The sequence below is a fragment of the Flavobacterium aureirubrum genome (assembly GCF_038739835.1).
Classification (GTDB): Bacteria; Bacteroidota; Bacteroidia; order Flavobacteriales; family Flavobacteriaceae; genus Flavobacterium; species Flavobacterium aureirubrum.
Window position 1 is genome coordinate 45935 of the sequence record NZ_JBCGDO010000007.1, and the last position, 21444, is coordinate 67378.

The 21444-nt window shown below is 32.2% G+C and carries 18 protein-coding genes and 1 other RNA gene; 8 read left to right on the forward strand and 11 right to left on the reverse strand.

The annotated features are described in order from the left end of the window. The first annotated feature begins 167 nt into the window (after positions 1-167). The 3 genes from WFZ85_RS07135 (at position 168) to WFZ85_RS07145 (ending at position 4863) form a co-directional block, all read left to right on the forward strand. Positions 168-1382: an RsmB/NOP family class I SAM-dependent RNA methyltransferase gene (locus WFZ85_RS07135; protein WP_342695693.1), complete on the forward strand. Its 1215-nt coding sequence runs from the start codon at positions 168-170 to the stop codon at positions 1380-1382. A gap of 8 nt (positions 1383-1390) precedes the next feature. Beyond that, positions 1391-2467 carry an endonuclease gene (locus WFZ85_RS07140; protein WP_342695606.1) on the forward strand — a complete coding sequence of 359 codons (1077 nt, stop codon included), beginning with the start codon at positions 1391-1393 and terminating at the stop codon, positions 2465-2467. A gap of 176 nt (positions 2468-2643) precedes the next feature. Further along, positions 2644-4863 (forward strand): DUF349 domain-containing protein, encoded by a 2220-nt coding sequence (locus WFZ85_RS07145; protein ID WP_342695607.1) that lies wholly within the window; start codon positions 2644-2646, stop codon positions 4861-4863. Positions 4864-4896: 33 nt separating this feature from the next. Here the strand turns inward: WFZ85_RS07145 and WFZ85_RS07150 are convergent, their stop codons facing one another. After that, positions 4897-5826, reverse strand: a complete 930-nt coding sequence (locus WFZ85_RS07150) for an aspartate carbamoyltransferase catalytic subunit (RefSeq protein ID WP_342695608.1) — start codon at positions 5824-5826, stop codon at positions 4897-4899. A gap of 53 nt (positions 5827-5879) precedes the next feature. Further along, positions 5880-6413, reverse strand: a complete 534-nt coding sequence (gene pyrR, locus WFZ85_RS07155; protein ID WP_342695609.1) for a bifunctional pyr operon transcriptional regulator/uracil phosphoribosyltransferase PyrR — start codon at positions 6411-6413, stop codon at positions 5880-5882. Positions 6414-6547: 134 nt separating this feature from the next. On the opposite strand from pyrR, the gene WFZ85_RS07160 reads away from it, so the two are divergent. Next, positions 6548-6967, forward strand: a complete 420-nt coding sequence (locus WFZ85_RS07160; RefSeq protein WP_342695610.1) for a BLUF domain-containing protein — start codon at positions 6548-6550, stop codon at positions 6965-6967. Positions 6968-7028: 61 nt separating this feature from the next. Here WFZ85_RS07160 and WFZ85_RS07165 read toward each other — a convergent pair whose 3' ends face one another. Beyond that, complete coding sequence (locus tag WFZ85_RS07165; RefSeq protein WP_342695611.1) at positions 7029-8648, reverse strand: ABC-F family ATP-binding cassette domain-containing protein; 1620 nt, start codon at positions 8646-8648, stop codon at positions 7029-7031. 259 nt (positions 8649-8907) lie between these two features. Between WFZ85_RS07165 and WFZ85_RS07170 the strand changes: the two genes are divergently transcribed. Continuing rightward, the gene (locus WFZ85_RS07170; protein WP_342695612.1) at positions 8908-10299 is read left to right on the forward strand and encodes a TlpA family protein disulfide reductase; all 1392 of its coding nucleotides are present in this window, start codon (positions 8908-8910) and stop codon (positions 10297-10299) included. Positions 10300-10392: 93 nt separating this feature from the next. On the opposite strand, the gene fsa is transcribed toward WFZ85_RS07170, so the two are convergent. The 4 genes from fsa to ffs form a co-directional block, all read right to left on the reverse strand. Then, positions 10393-11049: a fructose-6-phosphate aldolase gene (gene fsa, locus WFZ85_RS07175; RefSeq protein WP_342695613.1), complete on the reverse strand. Its 657-nt coding sequence runs from the start codon at positions 11047-11049 to the stop codon at positions 10393-10395. Between the two features lie 188 nt (positions 11050-11237). Beyond that, positions 11238-12041 carry an SDR family oxidoreductase gene (locus WFZ85_RS07180; RefSeq protein WP_342695614.1) on the reverse strand — a complete coding sequence of 268 codons (804 nt, stop codon included), beginning with the start codon at positions 12039-12041 and terminating at the stop codon, positions 11238-11240. Between the two features lie 55 nt (positions 12042-12096). Then, positions 12097-13095 carry an enolase C-terminal domain-like protein gene (locus WFZ85_RS07185; RefSeq protein WP_342695615.1) on the reverse strand — a complete coding sequence of 333 codons (999 nt, stop codon included), beginning with the start codon at positions 13093-13095 and terminating at the stop codon, positions 12097-12099. A gap of 91 nt (positions 13096-13186) precedes the next feature. Next, positions 13187-13284: signal recognition particle sRNA small type (ffs, locus tag WFZ85_RS07190), an RNA gene on the reverse strand. 85 nt (positions 13285-13369) lie between these two features. On the opposite strand from ffs, the gene WFZ85_RS07195 reads away from it, so the two are divergent. Beyond that, positions 13370-14419 carry a glutaminyl-peptide cyclotransferase gene (locus tag WFZ85_RS07195; protein ID WP_342695616.1) on the forward strand — a complete coding sequence of 350 codons (1050 nt, stop codon included), beginning with the start codon at positions 13370-13372 and terminating at the stop codon, positions 14417-14419. A gap of 47 nt (positions 14420-14466) precedes the next feature. Here WFZ85_RS07195 and WFZ85_RS07200 read toward each other — a convergent pair whose 3' ends face one another. Then, positions 14467-15048 carry a hypothetical protein gene (locus WFZ85_RS07200; protein WP_342695617.1) on the reverse strand — a complete coding sequence of 194 codons (582 nt, stop codon included), beginning with the start codon at positions 15046-15048 and terminating at the stop codon, positions 14467-14469. Positions 15049-15174: 126 nt separating this feature from the next. Beyond that, a complete protein-coding gene (locus WFZ85_RS07205) occupies positions 15175-15903 on the reverse strand; it encodes a bacteriorhodopsin-like (protein ID WP_342695618.1) in 729 nt (242 codons plus the stop codon). 107 nt (positions 15904-16010) lie between these two features. Here WFZ85_RS07205 and WFZ85_RS07210 point away from each other — a divergent pair, with 107 nt between their 5' ends. Beyond that, positions 16011-16907 (forward strand): Brp/Blh family beta-carotene 15,15'-dioxygenase, encoded by an 897-nt coding sequence (locus tag WFZ85_RS07210; protein ID WP_342695619.1) that lies wholly within the window; start codon positions 16011-16013, stop codon positions 16905-16907. Between the two features lie 37 nt (positions 16908-16944). On the opposite strand, the gene dnaK is transcribed toward WFZ85_RS07210, so the two are convergent. Together dnaK and rho are read right to left on the reverse strand one after the other, a co-directional pair. After that, positions 16945-18837: a molecular chaperone DnaK gene (dnaK, locus tag WFZ85_RS07215; RefSeq protein ID WP_342695620.1), complete on the reverse strand. Its 1893-nt coding sequence runs from the start codon at positions 18835-18837 to the stop codon at positions 16945-16947. 165 nt (positions 18838-19002) lie between these two features. Beyond that, the gene (rho, locus tag WFZ85_RS07220) at positions 19003-20724 is read right to left on the reverse strand and encodes a transcription termination factor Rho (protein WP_342695621.1); all 1722 of its coding nucleotides are present in this window, start codon (positions 20722-20724) and stop codon (positions 19003-19005) included. Positions 20725-20908: 184 nt separating this feature from the next. On the opposite strand from rho, the gene WFZ85_RS07225 reads away from it, so the two are divergent. Next, the gene (locus WFZ85_RS07225) at positions 20909-21316 is read left to right on the forward strand and encodes a DUF4293 family protein (protein ID WP_342695622.1); all 408 of its coding nucleotides are present in this window, start codon (positions 20909-20911) and stop codon (positions 21314-21316) included. Positions 21317-21444 lie beyond the last annotated feature (128 nt).

The window sequence follows — 21444 nt, forward strand, 5'->3', positions numbered from 1 at the left end:
TTAAATTTATTTGAAAAATTAAAAAGTTTTGAGTTTCAATATCCGATTTTAAACTAAACTATGGCATAAATAGCAAGTAATAATGTATCATTTCTATTTTTAGGCAGTTAAATTTGATTAACTGTATTAAAAAACCAATATCTTTGTTTGCTTATTTTTATTACAACATGCGATTACATCGAAACTTAGTCTATACCACCATTGACGCTTTAAATGCTATTTTTAACGAAGGAGAATATGCTGATAAAGTTGTTGCTCGTTCCCTAAAAAAAGACAAACGTTGGGGAAGTTCCGATAGAAAATTTGTTGCAGAAACCATCTACGAAATAGTTCGCTGGAAAAGACTGTACATGGAAATTGCCGATGTTAAAGAACCATTGAATAGAGAGCAATTGTGGCGAATATTCGCTGTTTGGGCAGTTTTACGTGGTTATCCGATACCAGATTGGAGACAACTAGAAGGTACGCCTGAAAGAAAAATTAAAGGCCGTTTTGACGAATTATCAAAAATTAGAAAAATGCGTGAGTCCATACCTGATTGGATGGATGAGTTAGGTTTAAAAGAATTAGGAGAAGAGTTGTGGACAAAAGAGATTGAAGCTCAAAACAAGCAGGCACAAGTTATTTTGAGAGTTAATACTCTTAAAACTACAAAAGAAAAACTTCGAGCTATTTTAATGGATTTAAATATTGAAACCGATTATTTAAAAAATCAGCCTGACGCTTTAATTTTGAAAGAAAGATCTAACGTTTTTTTGACTGATGCTTTTAAGGAAGGTTTATTCGAAGTACAAGATGCTTCTTCACAATTAGTAGCCGCTTTTCTAGATGTTCAACCTGGTATGAGAGTTGTTGATACTTGTGCTGGTGCTGGTGGAAAAACTTTACATATGGCTTCATTAATGCAAAATAAAGGACAATTAATTGCTATGGACTTGTATGAAAGCAAGCTGAAACAATTAAAACTAAGAGCCAAAAGAAATGGTGCTTTTAATATAGAATATCGAATAATTGACAGTACCAAAGTGATAAAAAAGCTCCATGAAAAAGCTGATCGAGTATTAATTGACGCACCATGCAGCGGACTAGGGGTTTTAAAGCGAAATCCTGATGCTAAATGGAAATTGCAACCAGAATTCATCGAAAACATAAAAAAAGTGCAAGCCGAGGTGTTAGAAAATTATTCTAAGATTGTAAAACCAGGAGGAAAATTAGTGTATGCTACATGTTCTATTCTTCCATCTGAAAATCAAGAACAAGTTAATCGGTTTTTAAACACTGAAATCGGTAAATCCTTTACTTTTATAAAAGATACCAAAATATTAGCGCAAGATACTGGCTATGATGGCTTCTATATGGCATTACTTGAACGAAAAAATTAAATAATATAATGAAAAAATTAATCACATTACACTTTTTATTAACCTGCTCTATCATTTTTTCGCAAGCTGGTGCACCAGCAAGCCCATATTATAATGGATTTAATTGGACGCAAACAGGTACAAACTTGCGAAATGCTTTAGCACAAACTACTATTAATAGGCATACTAATTTTTTGTCTTATACTCCTGATGTTTGGAATGCACTTAAAATTGTAGACTTAGACCCAACAAATAGCAATAACGTTCTATTGGTATATGGATGGGAAAATGGCTCCGACGCCGATGTAACAAATGATCGCTCTAGAAATAAGGAATTTAATAGCGGTGCTGATGGAAATTGGAATAGAGAACATATATTCGCACAATCTCTTGGAGTTCCTGATTTAGGGCAGTTCGGACCAGGTGCTGATGCACATATGTTGCGAGCTTGTGATGTGCAAAGAAATAGTAATAGAGGAAATAGATTATTTGCCGCTGGTTCAGGAAACTCGGGACCTGTTGGAGCAAATTGGTATCCAGGAGATGAATGGAAAGGAGATGTAGCACGGATTATTATGTATATGTATTTGCATTATGGTATACAATGTCTACCAACATATGTTGCAACAGGAACTACAAATGCTAATGATCCCAGCATGGTTAATCTTTTACTCCAATGGAATGCGGAAGATCCTGTTTCTCAATATGAAGATAATAGAAACACCTACTTGGGTAATCCATTTAATGCCCTTGGACAAGGAAACAGAAATCCATTTATCGATAATCCATATTTAGCAACTTTAATTTGGGGTGGACCAATGGCACAGAATAGATGGCCGACGGTATTTCTTGACAATCCAACTTTTGACTTCGAAAACACGATATCAATCTATCCAAATCCGGCTAAAGACATCATCACAATTCAATCAAATAGTGCTGTGGAAGAAATTGACATCATCACTATAAATGGTCAACTAGTTCAGCAAATAAAGAAACCAATTTTTGATAACAATACTTACTCTATAAGCAATTTACCAAAAGGATTTTATTTTTTGAGATTTACTTCCGATAATGCATCAGCTACAAAAAAAGTAATCATAAACTAAATTTTATTTTATTTTTTCAAATAAACTCTGTTGTAAAGCAACAGAGTTTTTTAATTGTGATTAAAGCTATTTATTGTTTTGCACGAAATACACAGAAAACATTGATTTTCTTTGTATTTCAACAGTAGTTTACTATCTTTCGCCCTCAAATTGTTTAACCCTTAAACATTCACAAAATGTTAGAAGAAAAGAATGATAACCTGCAAGATGCAGATGGAAGTGTAATTAATAACTCATCAGAATTTTCCGCTACCGAAGCTTTAAACCAAGCTTCATCAAGTGAAGAAAATATTGAAACTGCTTTAGAAGTAGAAATTCCTAAAGAGGAAACTATAACACCTGTTCCAGATACATCAACAGAGAAAGTTGTTGCTATTTTAACACAGGAACTTACAGAAGACGAGATTGAATTAGCTACTGAAATCAGAGAATTGGTAGAAGAAACGGTTGAAAATACTGATGAAGCACCAGTTGAAGAAACGCGTTTTAATGAAAATAGTATTAATTCGTCAGTAAAAGAATTAGCAAATGATAACGCGATTGTAGTAATAGCTGCTGACGAAAATATAGCATATACAGAAAATCAATTCGTTATTAATGCCATTGAACAAGTTAATGCTGAAGAAAGTGAAGATGAAACTTTGAAAGATCGACATGAAATTCCAATGCTCGATTATGAAGCACTTTCAATGGAACAGCTCGTTGATGAGCTAGGACATTTAGTTACCATTGAAAAAGTAATGTCTGTTAAAGACCATGTAGAAGAATTAAAAAAATCTTTTTTATCAAAATACCACCATTTTATTGAAGAGAAAAAAGAAGAATTCTTAGCTGAAACACAAAGTAACGAAACAGAACCTAAAGAAGATTTTCACTATCACTTTCCACTAAAAATAAAATTTGATCAATTATATACGCAATACAGAAATACATTAAATAATCATTTTAAAAGCCTTCAAAACAATCTAAAAGCTAATTTAGAAAATAGATTATCGATAGTTGAAGAATTGAAAAATCTTGTTCATAGTCAAGATAGTATTCCTGTTACGTTAAAAAAATTCAATGATTTAAGAGATCGTTGGAAAGTTGCTGGTCCGATACCGAAAGATAAATACAACCACGTGTGGAATAATTATCATTTCCACTTAGAAAATTTCTATGACATTCTACATTTAGATAGAGAGATTAGAGATTTGGATTTTAAACATAATTTAGTACAAAAGCTAAAAATTATTGAGCGCGTTGAAGAACTAATTAAAGAAGATGATATCAATAAAGCTTTCCGTGAGTTACAAGACTTACATCGAATTTGGAAAGAAGAAGTTGGTCCAGTTTCTAGAGAGCATCGTGATGAAATTTGGAACAGATTTAGCGAATTAACCAAACAAATGCATGATAAGCGCGAAGTTTTATTTGAAAAGCTCCGTGAAGTTGAAACCAATAATCTTGTAAAGAAAAAGGAACTTATTGAACAAATTGAAGTTTTAGCCCAAGAAAAAGTGAGCTCTCACACAGCTTGGTTAGCACAGGTTGCAAAAGTTGAAGTCTTAAGAGATGAATTTTTCAAGACAGGAAAAGTACCATCAGAAGTTAATGAAGCAACTTGGACTGCTTTTAAAAATGCAGTTAGAGACTTCAACTCGTTAAAAAACTCTTTTTATAAAGAAATTAAGAAAGACCAAAATGACAATCTTTCTAGAAAGCAAGCACTTGTAGCTAAAGCCATTGAGTTAAAAGATAGTACTGACTTTGCTGCCACAACACCATTGATGAAACAGATTCAGGAAGAATGGAAAACCATAGGTCATGTTCCAAGAAAATTTTCCGACAAACTGTGGACTGATTTCAGAACGGCATGTAATCAATATTTTGAAAAGCTTAAAGAAGAAAGAAGCGAGTCCAATGCAGAGGAACTAGAAGCCTTCGAAAAGAAAAAAGAATACCTAGAAAAATTAAAATCTTTCGAGTTAATTGGAGAGCATAAATCAGATCTAGACTCTATTAAAGCACACATTGAAACTTGGAAGAGTTTTGGAAAAGTTCCTTTTGCTCGCAGACATATTGAAGGTAAATTCAATAAAATACTCGATGCTTTATTCGAAAAACTGACTCTTAGTAGAAAAGACAATGAAATGGCGCGATATGCCAATAAACTTGACCATTTAGCCGGAACAGACTCTAGAAAACTAGATAATGAAAAAGTTTTTATCATGCGTAGAATCGAAGAGGCTCAGAGCGAAATTTTTCAATTAGAAAATAATATTCAATTTTTTGGTAGAGCTAAAGCCGATAACCCCATGGTTAAAGAAGTTTTGAAAAACATAGAATTGAAGAAAGAAGAATTAGCCACATGGAAAGAAAAGCTAAAGCAACTTAAAAATTTTAAGATAGAATAGATAAAATTCCTCTAGTTAACGCTAGAGGATTTTTTATTGTTGAATTTTTGCTGCTAATAAATAAATCACAGCCATTCTAATTGCTACACCATTTTCTACTTGATCCAATATTACAGATTGTTGAGAGTCGGCAACATCAGAAGTAATTTCTACACCGCGATTGATTGGCCCAGGATGCATGATAACAATTTCTTTGTTCAGCGAATTAAGCAACGATTTATCAACGCCATATTGCTGCGCATATTCTCTTGTTGATGGAAAAAAATTAACATCCATTCTTTCGTTTTGAACTCTAAGCATGTTTGCCACATCACACCATTCAAGTGCTTTTCGAAGATCAGACTCGACCGATACTCCCAAACTTTCAATATATTTCGGAATTAATGTTTTTGGTCCACAAACTTTTACTTCTGCACCTTGCATTTGAAGCGCAAAAATGTTAGATAACGCTACTCGGGAATGCAATATATCACCAACAATTACTACCTTCTTTCCTCCCACTTCACCCAATTTTTCTTTAATCGAAAAACTGTCCAATAAAGCTTGTGTTGGATGTTCATGAGCACCATCACCAGCATTAATAATACTTGCCTTTACATTTTGTGACAAGAAATATGCTGCTCCAGGATTGGCATGGCGCATCACCACCATGTCTACTTTCATTGCAAGGATATTGTTTACAGTATCAATTAGAGTTTCTCCTTTTTTTACAGAAGACTGTGCCGCTGAAAAACTAATCACATCAGCTGACAACCTCTTTTGTGCTAATTCAAACGAAAGTTTTGTCCTCGTGCTATTTTCAAAAAAAATATTGGCTATCGTAATATCGCGTAAAGAAGGAACTTTTTTTATAGGACGATTAATAACTTCTTTAAAATAATCAGCAGTTTCAAAAATCAAGTTGATGTCTTCTCTTTTTAAGTATTTTATGCCTAATAAATGGTTAACGGACAGTTCGGACATTTTAGTAATTTATTGAATGTTTTTAATCTAAATTAAATCGAAAATAATTAATCTTAAATCAAGTAAACTGCATCTTCTCCATCTTTTTCATTCCAAGAGACAATTACTTTTTCATTATTAATAACATCTACTTGTCTTCCCCGGTAATCAGGCTGAATTGGTAGGTGTCGACTGAATCTTCTATCTATTAATACCAAAAGTTCTACTTCTGATGGTCTCCCAAAAGATTGAATAGCAGTTAATGCTGCATTAATACTTCTACCAGTGAAAAGTACATCGTCAATAAAAACTACTTTTTTATCTTCTACCAAAAAGTCGATTTGGGTTTTATTTGCTTCTAATTGTTTTTCTCCTCTCCTAAAGTCATCACGGAAAAACGTAATATCTAAAAATCCGAGCTTAACATCTTTGACTTGATAATTTTGTTCTAAAATATTTTTAATACGGTTTGCAAAAAAAATACCACGTGGTTGAATACCTACCAAAACTGAATTTGAAAAATCAAGATGATTTTCAATTAATTGACAAGCCAAACGATGGAGTATGATATTGACTTCTGTAGAAGTGAGCAATATTTTTTGACTCATAGCAGTGTTGTTTGGTATGCAAATATATGAATAATGAGCTAAGAATTAAAAAATATCATAGTTTGCAGAAATCTTAAGATAATAAATCCCGATATTAATTTTCATTGTTGTAACTTTAAATAAATATTATTGGTATGTATGAGTTAGTTTACATGAGTTCGGGAACTAAATTTCTTTTAGAAGAAGATATTCGTGGCTTATTACAAAAATCCCGCCAATATAATCTTGAACATAATATAACAGGAATTTTGTTGTATATCGATGGTGATTTTCTTCAAATTTTAGAAGGAAACAAGAATGATGTTTACAATCTATTTTCCAAGATACAAACCGATACACGACATAAAGGAATAATTGTTGTTCATGAAGGTAAAAAAGTAGCCAGACAATTTAACGAATGGACAATGGGTTTTCATTCATCATCCTACAAAGAAATCACTGCGATAACAGGATTAAACGATATTAGTAAAAACAATTTACAAAATATTGGCAATAAAAAAGCATTATTGCTTTTAAATACTTTTGTAAAATCGCACAGTAATAGAATTTATTAAAGATAGTTTTACTCCGATTTTTCAATAAAAAAACCCAAGTTTTAGCTTGGGTTGATTATCACTAGTTATACATTTTCTTTCTCAACTCTTGAACTTTCTCATCGTCTAAGTATTCGTCAAAAGTCATGTATCTATCAATAAATCCATTGGGAGTAATTTCAAGCACCCTATTTGCGACAGTTTGCGCAAACTCATGGTCATGTGTTGTAAACAATACGGAACCTTTAAAATTTTTCAGTGAATTATTGAATGCTGTAATCGATTCTAAGTCTAAGTGATTTGTTGGCTCGTCTAACATCAACACATTAGCGCGAATCATCATCATTCTTGACAACATACAACGAACTTTTTCACCGCCAGAAAGGACCGTACACTTTTTCAACGCTTCTTCTCCCGAGAAAATCATTTTTCCCAAAAAACCACGAACATAAACTTCATCTCGCTCTTCTTCGGTTTTTACAAACTGGCGTAACCAATCAACTAAATTCAAACTTCCATCAATAAAAAATTCACTATTATCATTTGGCAAATAAGATTGAGTGGTTGTAATTCCCCAATCATAAGTTCCTGCATCAGCTCTTTGATTTCCATTTAATATTTCATAAAAAGCGGTTGTTGCACGCGAGTCTTTGGAAAAAACAACTACTTTGTCGCCTTTTGCCATGTTTAAATCAACATTTTTGAATAATACTTCGCCATCTACAGAAGCAGCTAAGTTTTGAACATGCAAAATTTGATCACCAGCTTCTCTTTCAACATCAAAAATAATAGCAGGATATCTTCTACTTGAAGGTTTGATTTCGTCTAGATTTAATTTTTCAATCATTTTTTTACGCGAAGTAGCTTGCTTAGATTTTGCTACGTTGGCACTAAAACGGCGAATGAATTCTTCTAACTCTGCTTTCTTCTCTTCTGCTTTTTTATTTTGCTGTGCTTTCTGACGTGCGGCCAATTGACTGGACTCGTACCAAAAAGTATAATTTCCTGAAAAATGATTAATTTTTCCAAAATCAATATCTGAAATATGAGTACAAACGGAGTCTAAAAAATGTCTATCATGAGAAACAACAATAACGGTATTTTCATAATTGGCCAAGAAATTTTCTAACCATGTGATGGTTTCAAAATCCAAATCATTGGTTGGCTCATCCATTACTAGCACATCTGGATTTCCAAAAAGTGCTTGTGCCAAAAGGACACGAACTTTCATTTTCCCTTCCATTTCACTCATCAAAGTATAGTGCATATCTGACGATATTCCTAGATTCGACAACATAGAACCCGCATCAGACTCTGCATTCCAACCATTCATTTCTTCAAATTGAACTTGCAACTCTCCTATTCTATTGGCATTTTCATCAGTATAATCTGCATACAAGGCATCCATTTCAGATTTTACGGCAAATAGTACTTTATTTCCCATCATCACAGTTTCCAAAACCGTATGCTCGTCAAACATATTGTGATTTTGGTTCAAAACCGACATTCGTTTACCTGGCTCAAGTATTACTCTTCCCGATGTTGGATCAATATCACCTGCAAGAATTTTCAAAAAAGTGGATTTTCCTGCGCCATTAGCTCCAATGATACCATAACAATTACCTTGCGTAAAAGTGGTATTAACTTCATCAAATAATATTCTCTTGCCAAATTGTACCGATAAATTAGAAACTGTGAGCATGGACTAAAATGTTTTATTTTTTTGCAAAAGTAATGAATAGTGTTCAGTGATTAAAATAAAAAGCAGCTAGTTTTATTTGTAAAAAATAAATTACAATAAACGAGATTTTAAGCGATTTTAAAAAAATAGACTTCCCAGATAAATAACAATAAATCAGACTTTTTGTGCTAATTATATTTAACTAATGATTAACAGAAATATTCGATTCATCTAGATATTTTTGTTGTTGATGTATCTTCAAATATTATTGTTAAGTCAAATGAAAAAAATCAGTTTAGCACTGGTACTATTTTTGTTTTTTGCTTCATGCAAAAGCGATTTTAAGGCAAATGACTATGTTGCGTATTTTGGTGGAGAAATAGTAAATCCAAATAGTGAATACGTTTACTTTTGCAAAGATAATGAGGTAATTGATACCTTAAAGCTCGACAAAAAAAACCGTTTTTTTATACATTTCGACTCCTTGTCTCCAGGATTATACACCTTTAAACACGAACCCGAATATCAATATGTATATTTTGATAAAAATGATAGCTTAATGGTTCGAGTTAACACTAAAGATTTTGACGGCTCACTATCTTTCTGCGGTCGTGGTGATGAGAAAAATAATTTTCTTATTGAACAATATTTAAAAAATGAAAAGGATAAAAATAATATGTTTCCTGTTTTTCAATATGATGTAGTTAACTTTCAAAAGTTTATCGACTCTACTTATCGTGATGCCAAAAATTTCTATACGACAAAAAAAAATGAAATAAAATGGAATGAAGAGTTTGATAAATTTGCCCGTAGCTCTGTCGATTTACCTCATTATTCTAAAAAAGAACTGTATCCGAGGATGCACAAAATGAGAACTGGGGAAGATGTGTATGAAAAAATTCCGAAGAACTTTTATGATTATAGAAAAACTGTAGACTGTAACAATGCACTGCTATCTACTTATTCCCCTTTTGTGAATTATTTGTCACATTTACTAAATAATATGGCTTCTATTAATTATCATAATCATTTTTCGGATGTTGATTTATCTTTAAAAACTAATATCAATAAACTTACCATTGCAGACACTTTAATTAAAAACGAAAAGATTAAAAATATAATACTTAACAATATTGCTTTTCAATACCTACTTGAAGATCAGAATATCGTAAATAACAATATTTTTATCGATACTTATTACAAATATTCTACTGACAAGAGTTATAAAAACGAGATTTTAAAAATTGGAAATGCGATTCAACTTTTAAAACCAAATTATGAACTACCAGCAGTAGAATTAATAGACAAACTAGATAATAAACTAACATCTGATAAGGTAATTTTAAAAAATACTGTTGTGTTTCTGTGGACAAGTAAATCAATATCTCACCTAGAAGCGGTTCACAAAAAGGTTATTGCATTAAAAAAGAAGTATCCAAAATATCAGTTTATTGCCATTAACGTAAACGACACTCAAAAAGATTGGAAAAATTTGCTATCGAACTATAAATTTGATGGTATAACAGAGTTAAGGTCTACAAACTTTGAAGACTTAAAGGCAAAATGGGCTATTAATAAAATACAAAGAACCATTGTCATGAATGAAAAAGGTAAGATCAAAAATGCTTTTACAAATATCTTTGAAGTAGATTTTGAGAAAAATTTAAAATAAATTTTCGGTCAGTAGTATTCATAGTCATGTTAAATGAAAAAGTCGATTTTCTAATGAAAATCGACTTTTTTTTAAATAACTTCTTTTATTGATTTACTTATTTCCTTTGGCATGGTCAGCTAGAAATTGAGCCAAACCAATATCTGTAAGAGGATGTTTTAACAGTCCTAAAATTGATGATAATGGTCCAGTCATAACATCAGCACCAATTTTTGCACAATTAACTACGTGCATCGTGTGTCGGACAGAAGCAGCTAAAATTTGTGTTTCGTAATCGTAATTATCATAAATATCACGAATTTCTTGAATTAAAGCTAAACCATCAGTTGAAATATCGTCTAATCTTCCTAAAAAAGGAGAAACATAAGTTGCACCAGCTTTTGCAGCTAGCAAAGCTTGACCTGCAGAAAAAACTAAGGTAACATTTGTTTTCACTCCTTTATCAGAAAAATATTTACAAGCCTTAATTCCTTCTTTTGTCATTGGCAATTTTACAACTATTTGCTCATGTAAATCTACTAACTCCTCACCTTCTCTAATCATTCCGTCATAATCAGTTGCTATTACTTCTGCACTTACATCACCATCTACGATATTGCAGATGTCAACATAATGTTTTAGGATATTATTTTTTCCTGTTATTCCTTCTTTTGCCATTAATGTCGGATTCGTAGTTACGCCGTCAAGAACACCAAGCCCTTGCGCTTCTTTAATTTCATTTAAGTTAGCCGTGTCAATAAAAAATTTCATAGTTGTATATATATAAAAGTTGTGTTTACATTTTTTAACAGCGCAAAATTACGAAATCAATTTCAATAACAATTACCATATAAAAAATCAATTCCAAAAACAAAATTCAATTGCAATAGCAAAATCAATATTTGTATTCTCAATTTTTAAATTTGAAGTTGATTTTTTGATATTGATTTTTTATGATGTTATAGCTTGTAATGGTTCATGAGCATTTTTTCATACACTCTATCGGGTAGAATTCTTTTCAAAACGATGGAGAATTTTTGCATAAAAGCGCCAACTTTGTAATGCAACTTTGGATTTTTAGACTGAATAATTTGATAAACTTCTTTGGCAAAATCATTAGGATCTTCTCCACTATGCATATGCGAATTCATCATTCCAAGTGTATTTTCATAAGCATTTTTATAAACAGAACCATCAATTATCGGAGCATGATAGCGATGAGCTGCAATTTCTGTTGCAAATTCTCCTGGTGCAATATTGACGATAGCAATTCCAAACGGTTTAACTTCGATGCTTATCGCTTCAGAGACCAATTCTAAAGCACCTTTTGAAGCCGAATAAATACCACGATAAGGCAAACCCATATAGCCTGCTATCGAAGTTATATTTATAATCATGCCTGATTTCTGTTTTCTCATTTGTGGTAAAACAGCTTTAATTACTTCTATTGGACCAAAAAAATTGGTTTCAAAATTATTTCGCATTTCATCTGTTGGCGTTTCCTCAATTGGACCTGTTATTCCTACTCCAGCATTATTGATTACGACATCAATTTGACTTGACGTTGCAATAATCTTGTCAACTGCGTGTTTTATACTTTCTTTATTGCGAACATCCAAAGCAATCAAAGGAAATACTGAATTCGTTATTTTTTCTGGATGGCGACTAGTGCCATATACAGTAAAACCTTTGTGGAATAGAAATTCACCGATGGCTTTTCCAATTCCTGACGAACCGCCTGTAATTAATACTACTTTACTCATTAAAAATTTAAATATTATATTTTTAGATATTAGATATAAATCTTGCTAAAGATAATTAGTTTATTTTGATACCCAAGCCATGATTTTCGCTTAAGATAATTTTACCATTTATAATTGTGCTTCCTTTCGCTATATCGTTGGCAATTAAATTAGCACCATCCAAATCGGCATAATCGCACAACGGCGCTAAAACTGCACTAGCCGAAATTCCAATTGTAGACTCAGTCATGCAGCCTATCATTATTTTAAAGCCCAATTTTCTTCCGTTTGAAATAATTCCCAAAGCGGGTGTCAAACCGCCACATTTTACTAATTTAATATTAATGCTACGATAATGATTTTGCAATAAATGTAAAGATGCACCATCTTGACAATCTTCATCAGCCATCCAATTCGCAAATTTATTTTTGTTCAAAACTTGATAATTTTCGTAACCAGGTTGCATCGGTTGTTCCAGATAACTAAATTTTAAAATAAATTCCATGTCTTCTATAAACAAACAGTTTTCTTTTGTGAAACTGCCATTGGAGTCCATTGAAATATCTTTATTTAATTCTGATAATTTTAAAATATCAGCTTCATTAAAATGATTACATTTTACTTTAAATTTTGACCAAGACGATTTTTCAATCCTTTTAATTTGATTTTCAACTGTATCGATACTAATTGTTAATGAGGACTCGGGAAGTATTGAGTTATTAATCGTATTTAATTCTGTAACACTTTTTTTTTCAAGCTTTCCGAATAAATCCCAATAAGCGCAATCTAAAGAAGAACGCAGAAATGATGGTAAATTCAAACTAAGTAAAAAAATATAGAAATCAGTAGGATAAACAATATTTTGCTTTTCGATTTGAGTTTTTATCTTGTCTAAAATAATAGTAAAATCTGAAAGACTGATTTGGTAATAATCTATCGAAGTACATTCACCGTAACCTATACTTCCACTTTTTTCAAGCAGTACAATCAACGCTTCTCTGCTGGTGTAATTTCCATACGCAATAGAAAAAGTTTCTTTCAATTTAAACTTTACTATTTGCCAAGATAATTTCATGGAAAAGGAATTGGTGAAAAAAAAATAATCCGAGAAATTTCGGACTGTATGTAGTTTTTCAAAAGATTCTGAAACGAGTACAGAATAAAAAAAATGGCAAGCTACCTACATCGCACCGCTCAACCACATACCTTTGCTATGTTCCCATCCTGGAGGATTTTGCAGGAGCTGGTCGTGTAGGACTTGCCGATGCAAATATACAATCTTTTTAATTTTTCACAAGAATTTAAGAGCAATATAAATATATTTGTCAGTACAAAAATTAGTGTAACTCATGAAAAATTATAATCTATTAGTAACCATTTTATTAGCTTTAAACTTGGTTAGTTGTGGTGTTGGTCAAAAGGAAAAAGAAGGATTTTTCAGTTTTGATGAAAACAGTATGAAGCCCATGTATCAGGCCAACGAAAAGTTTGAAATCAATTTGTTAAATCAAAAAAACAAAACTATAGATAGTATAATTTATTTTGCAAATAAACTAAAAGTTAGCGCAGTAAAAGGCAATAACAAATTTACACTTGATTTGGCTGGAAAAAAATTGGGGTATCAAAACATCAAGGCACTTGTTTATTTTGAAGGTGATACAGTTTCGCTTCGAACAAGAGTAGAAGTTGCCTCAGGTATTGTTCCAAAACTTTTGAATTATACACTGGTTAATTCCTACCCTCATGATATAGAAGCATTTACTCAAGGCTATGAATTTTATCGTGATACATTAGTAGAAAGCACTGGACAAAATGGAAAGTCATATATTGCTAAAGTAGATTACAAAACAGGGAAAACTTTCAAAAAAGTAGATTTAAATCAACAATATTTTGGCGAAGGAATCACAATTTTAGAAGATAAACTCTACCAATTAACTTGGCAAAATGGCGAAGGATTTATTTATGATGCAAAAACAATGAAGAAAATTAAATCTTTCTCTTATGATAAAAAAGTGGAAGGTTGGGGTTTGGCAAATGATGGAAAATACCTTTATCAGTCAGATGGCACAGAAAAAATCTGGATTATGGATCCCAAAACCCAAAAGTTGTTAGATTATATAAATGTTTACACCAATGATAGTAAAATAAAAAGTGTAAATGAACTTGAATGGGTAAATGGAAAAATCTATGGAAACATTTGGTACAAAGATGCTATTGCTGTTATCAATCCAAAATCAGGCGCTGTGGAAGCAGTATTAGATTTGACTGCGTTAAAAGCAAAAATCAAAAACCCAAAAGCTGATGTTTTAAATGGAATTGCGTATAACAATAAAACAAATACCTTGTTTATTACAGGTAAAAATTGGGATAAAACATTTGAAATAAAAGTAATTGAGTAAACTTATAACTATTCAACAAAAAAAAGCGAGCTTAAAACTCGCTTTTCCTATTTTTTCTTAAACTCCATTTTATCTTTGTCATACACCAACATATTTTGCTGTGTTTTATTTTTTTGGATAATGGAACCGTCAGGATTTAAAATAAACTCAAAACCTTCCCTCCTTATTTTTTCTTGAGTTTCAGAAGCAGTCTTGTTTTTGTCTAGAAAAACTTTTTCTGTCATATTATTGGTTAGTTGATAATTTGAGAATACTTGCTTCTTTGCGGTCATTTCATAAATAACCGAATAAACCATTGATTTATTTTCAGTTTTCAGTTCTGTTTTTGTGATGCTTGTTTCTGTCCATGACAGCAAATACAATTTGACACCATTGGCGGTAAAAGATGTCAACTTGCAATTTATTGGAGTAAATGTAGCATCTACCGTTTTGACAACTATTGCATCTTTTGGTTTACCTTTTTCAATTATAGCAACTTGAAAATTACTGTTTCTAACTTCAACCTGAAAATTGTCTAATTTTGGTAAAGCCGAGGTTTCATTACCTTTCTGGGCTGGAGCTTTCTTTTTTTGACTAAAACTAGCTATAGATAGAAAACTAACAATTAACATCAAATATATTTTCTTCATAGAATTAAAGAGTTTGGTAAATAATAGATGCCCAATATAAAGAAATAATTAATATGATTAAAATATTATAAAAGAAAAAGCCGCCATGCAATTAAACATGACGGCTTTCCCATTCAAAACTAAAACTTAGTCTTTTTGTGATTTTACAGCTAATGAATAAATCACTAAACCGAAACCGATTTTGTTGATAGCATCAGCAATGTTGTAAGCAACATCGATGTTACCTTTAGGTATAAAACTAGAATACCAACCGTCAGTTCCCATCATATATCCTAACGGATAGATAGCCCAACCAACTAAAACAAACCAACATAAAATTTTGTGTGCAGCCAATACATTTTCTCCAGCAGCTTTAGCTAGTTTAGCAGCTTCACCAAAGTAGATCTCATACACGATTGCAAAGTAAGCTACCCCAGATACAAAGCCCCAGAAAGCAGCTTGATCCATGTAAACAGCCTCACCTAAATAACCTGTTACAAGCATTATTACAGAATAGAAAATCATTTTCCATAATAAACTTTGTTTTGCACCAGCAACCTTTAAGATTAGGTAAAATTCAAGACACATCATTGGAACTGTAATAATCCAATCTACATATCTAAAAAACGTTGGAGATTCTTGGAACGCTGCCCAATAATCTCTCATGTAGTAGTAATGCACAGCTGCAACAAAAGTAATCAAACCTGATACTAATACTGAAGTGCGCCACTTTTTGTCAAACTGGTTTAATGACAAAAAGAAAAAAGCTGATGCAGCCATCATGGCCATACAGCCTGTAAAAAATGTAAATCCTACATAATCAGTAGGTAGCATCTTCGCAGTCGTAAGTGCTGAAAATAAGAAAGTGTTTAACATAATATAAAGTTTTAAATTTGTTTAGTCAAATATAAAAAAGATTAAACAAATAAAAAAATATTTTGTTTAATATTTTATTATTATATTTAAACATTATTTAAAATTGTATGCAAAAAATATCAAACATTTCAATACTACTAAGCTTTTTAGGATTATGGCTTACCTCTTTCCTTAAGAATGAGAATCAATTAATTATAGGATTTTTATTAATATTGACTTTTGGAATCATTCATGGAGCAAATGATTTACTCCTAATAGAAAGCATAAATAAAGCAAAAACACAAACTTATAAAAAGACATTAATTCATTACATCGTAGTTGTTTTAGTTGCGGTTCTATTATTTAGTTTTATTCCTTGGTTAGCTTTACTGCTATTTATTGTTGTGAGTAGTTATCATTTTGGTGAACAGCATTGGGAAAGAATGGATATTTATAGTAATAAAATTGCTAAAATAGCATTTCACAGCATTTATGGATTGTTTATACTTTTTTTACTATTTAATTTTCATGACAAAGAAGTGTTGTCTGTAGTGTATGATATTACTGGAATTGATTTTAACTACATTGATATTTCTTTATTTCTTAAATCAATTGGTGTATTACTATTAGGTATGTTCATTTATAATTACTTTAATTCCATAGTTTTTAAAAAAAATATTTTGATTGAATTATTATACCTATTAGTCTTTACAATCATTTTTAAAGTAGGAACTTTAATTTGGGCATTTACAATTTATTTTATTTTTTGGCACAGCATTCCATCATTAGCAGACCAAGTCAAGTTTTTATATGGTACTGTATCTTTAAGCAACTTTAAAGTTTACATCAAATCAGCATTTTTATATTGGATGATTTCAATAATTGGTATCGTTATATTATACATACTATTGAAAGATTATAAAATATTTGACTCCATATTCTTTTCATTTTTAGCAGCCATTACATTTCCGCATGTTATAGTGATTGAAAGGATGTTTGCTAAACAAAATGAAAAAACCGAGTAATCGCTTACTCGGTTTTCTATCATTTTGAAAAAGGTATTTACTTCACTTCTTCAAATTCTACATCTTGCGTATTATCACCATTTGATTCTGCTTGTGGTTGAGCTTCTTGAGCTTGACCTTGACCTGCACCACCTTGAGCATACATTGCTTCTGTTGCCACTTTCCAGGCCGCATTAATGTTATCAAGACCTTTTTGAATGGCATCTAAATCTTGAGATTGGTGTGCCATTCTCAATTCAGTCAAAGCAGCTTCAATGCCTACTTTGTGATCATCAGATAATTTATCTCCTAATTCTTTAAGTTGACTTTCTGTTTGGAAAATCATACCGTCAGCTTCGTTCAATTTATCTGCTTTCTCTCTAGCTATTCTATCGCTTTCAGCATTCATTTCGGCATCTTTTTTCATTCTTTCAATTTCTTCTGCTGTTAAACCCGAAGAAGCTTCGATACGAATATCATGAGATTTTCCAGAACCTTTATCGGTTGCTGATACTTTGATAATACCATTGGCATCAATATCAAAAGTTACTTCGATTTGAGGAACGCCTCTTGGTGCTGGTGGAATTCCATCTAAGTGAAAACGACCTATAGTTTTATTATCTGCAGCCATAGTTCTCTCTCCTTGAATAACATGGATTTCCACACTTGGCTGGTTATCTGCAGCTGTTGAGAATACTTGTGATTTTTTGGTAGGTATTGTAGTGTTGGCTTCAATTAACTTCGTCATTACATTACCCATTGTTTCAATTCCTAATGACAAAGGTGTAACATCTAACAACAATACATCTTTTACATCACCAGATAAAACGCCACCTTGAATTGCAGCTCCAATAGCTACTACTTCATCAGGATTTACTCCTTTCGATGGTTTTTTACCGAAAAATTTCTCCACTTGCTCTTGAATAACTGGAATTCTTGTAGAACCTCCAACTAAGATTACTTCATTAATATCTGAAGTTGATAAACCTGCATCTTTCAATGCTTTAGCAACTGGTTCCATAGAACGTTTTACCAAAGATTCTGCAAGTTGCTCAAATTTTGCACGAGTTAATGTTTTAACTAAGTGTTTTGGACCTGTAGCTGTTGCAGTAACATAGGGTAAGTTGATTTCTGTTTGAGTAGAAGATGACAACTCGATTTTTGCTTTTTCTGCAGCTTCTTTCAAACGTTGTAATGCCATAGGATCTTTACGTAAATCAATACCTTCTTCAGTATTGAATTCGTTTGCCATCCAATCGATAATTACTTGGTCAAAATCATCGCCACCTAAATGTGTATCTCCATTTGTAGATAATACTTCAAAAACTCCGTCACCTAATTCAAGAACAGAAATATCAAAAGTTCCACCACCTAAGTCGTATACAGCAATTTTTTGGTCAATTCCTTTTTTATCTAATCCGTAAGCTAAAGCCGCAGCTGTTGGCTCATTGATGATACGCATTACTTTTAAACCAGCAATTTCACCCGCTTCTTTTGTAGCTTGACGTTGTGCATCGTTAAAATATGCAGGAACAGTAATAACAGCTTCAGTAACTGTGTGACCTAAATAGTCTTCTGCTGTTTTTTTCATTTTTTGAAGTGTCATTGCTGACAACTCTTGCGGAGTATAAAGTCTTCCGTCAATATCAACACGTGGTGTGTCATTATCTCCTTTTACTACTTTATAGGCTACAGTTGATGCTTCTTTTGCGCTTTCTGTATACTTGTTACCCATAAAACGCTTAATCGACGCTATGGTTTTTGTTGGGTTAGTCACTGCTTGTCTTTTAGCTGGATCACCTACTTTAATTTCGCCACCTTCTACAAATGCAATTACAGACGGTGTTGTTCTTTTCCCTTCTGCGTTAGCAATTACAACTGGTTCTCCACCTTCCATAACTGCTACACAAGAATTGGTTGTACCTAAATCGATACCAATAATTTTTCCCATTTTATTTTTTGTTAATTGTGTTTAATTTTTAAAACTTATGTGGCATAAGACAACTTTTGTGCCAAGCAACAAAAGAGAATAAAATGTCAGTATACTAAAAATAAATATGACAAAGTGACATTGCTTAAATAAAAAGTCCCAACTTTTCAGCTAGGATTTGATTTTCTAATCGTTCATTGATATCAAGAACTCATCGTTATTTCTGGTTTTCTTTATCTTATCATTTATAGTATCCATGGCTTCTACTGGATTCATATCGGCTAGGAACTTGCGCAAAATCCACATTCTTTGAAGTGTTTTTTCGTCTAACAATAAATCATCTCGTCTTGTGCTTGAAGATGTCAAATCAATAGCAGGGAAAATTCTGCGGTTGGCAATTTTTCTATCCAATTGTAATTCCATATTTCCTGTTCCTTTGAATTCTTCGAAGATTACTTCATCCATTTTTGAACCGGTTTCGGTTAATGCAGTAGCGATGATACTCAACGAACCACCATTTTCTACATTTCGAGCGGCACCAAAAAAACGCTTTGGTTTTTGCAATGCATTGGCATCAACTCCTCCAGAAAGTACTTTTCCAGACGCAGGTTGAACCGTATTATAAGCTCTTGCCAAACGTGTGATTGAATCTAAAAGAATAACCACATCGTGACCGCATTCTACTAAACGTTTTGATTTTTCCAAAACAATATTAGCAATTTTCACATGCTCAGAAGGTTCTCTATCAAATGTTGAAGCGATAACTTCACCACGAACACTTCGTTGCATATCGGTCACTTCTTCTGGTCGTTCGTCTATCAACAAAACAATCAAGTAAACTTCAGGATGATTTGCAGCAATGGCATTGGCAATGTCTTTCAGTAACATTGTCTTACCTGTTTTTGGTTGGGCTACAATCATTCCGCGTTGTCCTTTTCCTATTGGAGAGAATAAATCTATCACTCTTGTTGAAACACTAGCTTGTCTATCGGCGATATTAAATTTATCCTTTGGAAAAATTGGTGTTAAATGTTCAAACGAAACTCTATCGCGAACTACTTGTGGATCGTGTCCGTTTATTTTTAAAACTTTCACCAATGGAAAAAACTTTTCTCCTTCTTTTGGTGGACGAACCACACCTTTAACTGTATCGCCAGTTTTTAATCCAAATAGACGAATTTGTGATGTAGAAAGATAAATATCATCGGGTGAAGCTAAATAATTATAATCCGAAGAACGGAGAAAACCATAACCATCGGGCATCATTTCAAGAACACCTTCACTTTCTATAATTCCATCAAATTCATAATCAGAGTCGCGAAAATTGTTAGGCTTTTTACCTTTAAAGTTGGGATTGTTATTGTTCGCTTTTTCATTCCCGTTACCATTGGATTGTGGTCGGTTTTGCTGTGCCTCTGCCCTATTTTGATGTTTTGGTCTTGGCTCGCGATTGGTATTGGGATTTTGACTTGGATTGACAGCGACTTCTGATAGATTTTTCTCTGCAGTTTCTAAACTGTCTTCTGTGGGTTCAGCAACAATTTCTTCGGAAGAACTTTTTTTATTTTTATCGAAAGGTTTTTTAAACTTCGGATTCTTGTTTGGAATTATTGGATTTTGTTCTGTTTTTTCTGGTGCTTGAAAATTAGTGTCAAATAAATCGCTTTGAGTTGTCTCAATCGGCTTTTTAGTTTCGGGAAGAATTCGCGCTCTTTTGGTTTTACTTTCAGCAACATTTTCATCAGTCACCTGAGGTTTTTCAGATTCAGCTGTTTTATTTTGTTGCTCTAAAATTTGGGAAATTAACGCCTCTTTTTTAACACCAGCAACTTTTATTGTCTTTGCTAATTTAGCAATTTGTTGAAGCTCAGATAGCTTCATTTCTTTTAACGCAGAAATATCAAACATGAATATTGTTTTGATTTAAATTTTAATTTGGAAATACTACAAATGTGGGTAGAAATTTATGATACAGAAAAGTCCGAAGGCTGAAGTACTTGCGGATTTGTTATGCAATAATACAAATAATATTTTACCATGCAATAGTATTTTTTAAAAAGAAACTATATTTTTGTCTACCAATTTTTAGTTCATGTTCAGAATTCAAACCTATTATTTACTCGGCTGTTTATTTATTAATGCCATTCTACCTTTTATTTTTCCTTTATGGAAGGATCTAAATGGCAAATCCTTTTATTTCATGATGGATATTGTTTATGTAATTCTTTTCGGATTAAGTAATACTTTATCACTATTGAGTATCATTTCACATAAAAAAAGACAACAACAATTTGTCATGGGCAGATTGAATATCATATTAAATTTAATTTTATTAGGATTATTTGTGTATCGAACACTAAACACATCTGGAGAAACAGCTATTTCTGAGAAAGGTGTTGGGATGTTCCTACCTATTTTTTCTATCGTACTTTTGGTTTTGGCCAACAAAGCCATCAAAAAGGATGAAGATCTCGTAAAATCTGTCGATCGATTACGATAAACCTATAAACTTAGTTTTTTAGTGCTGCGAAAATCCCAAGCGAAAGTTTGGGATTTTTATTTAATCTGAACTTGTTTCAGATTCTATCGACATCTCATTTATATTGACAATTTTAAATAATTTGAAAT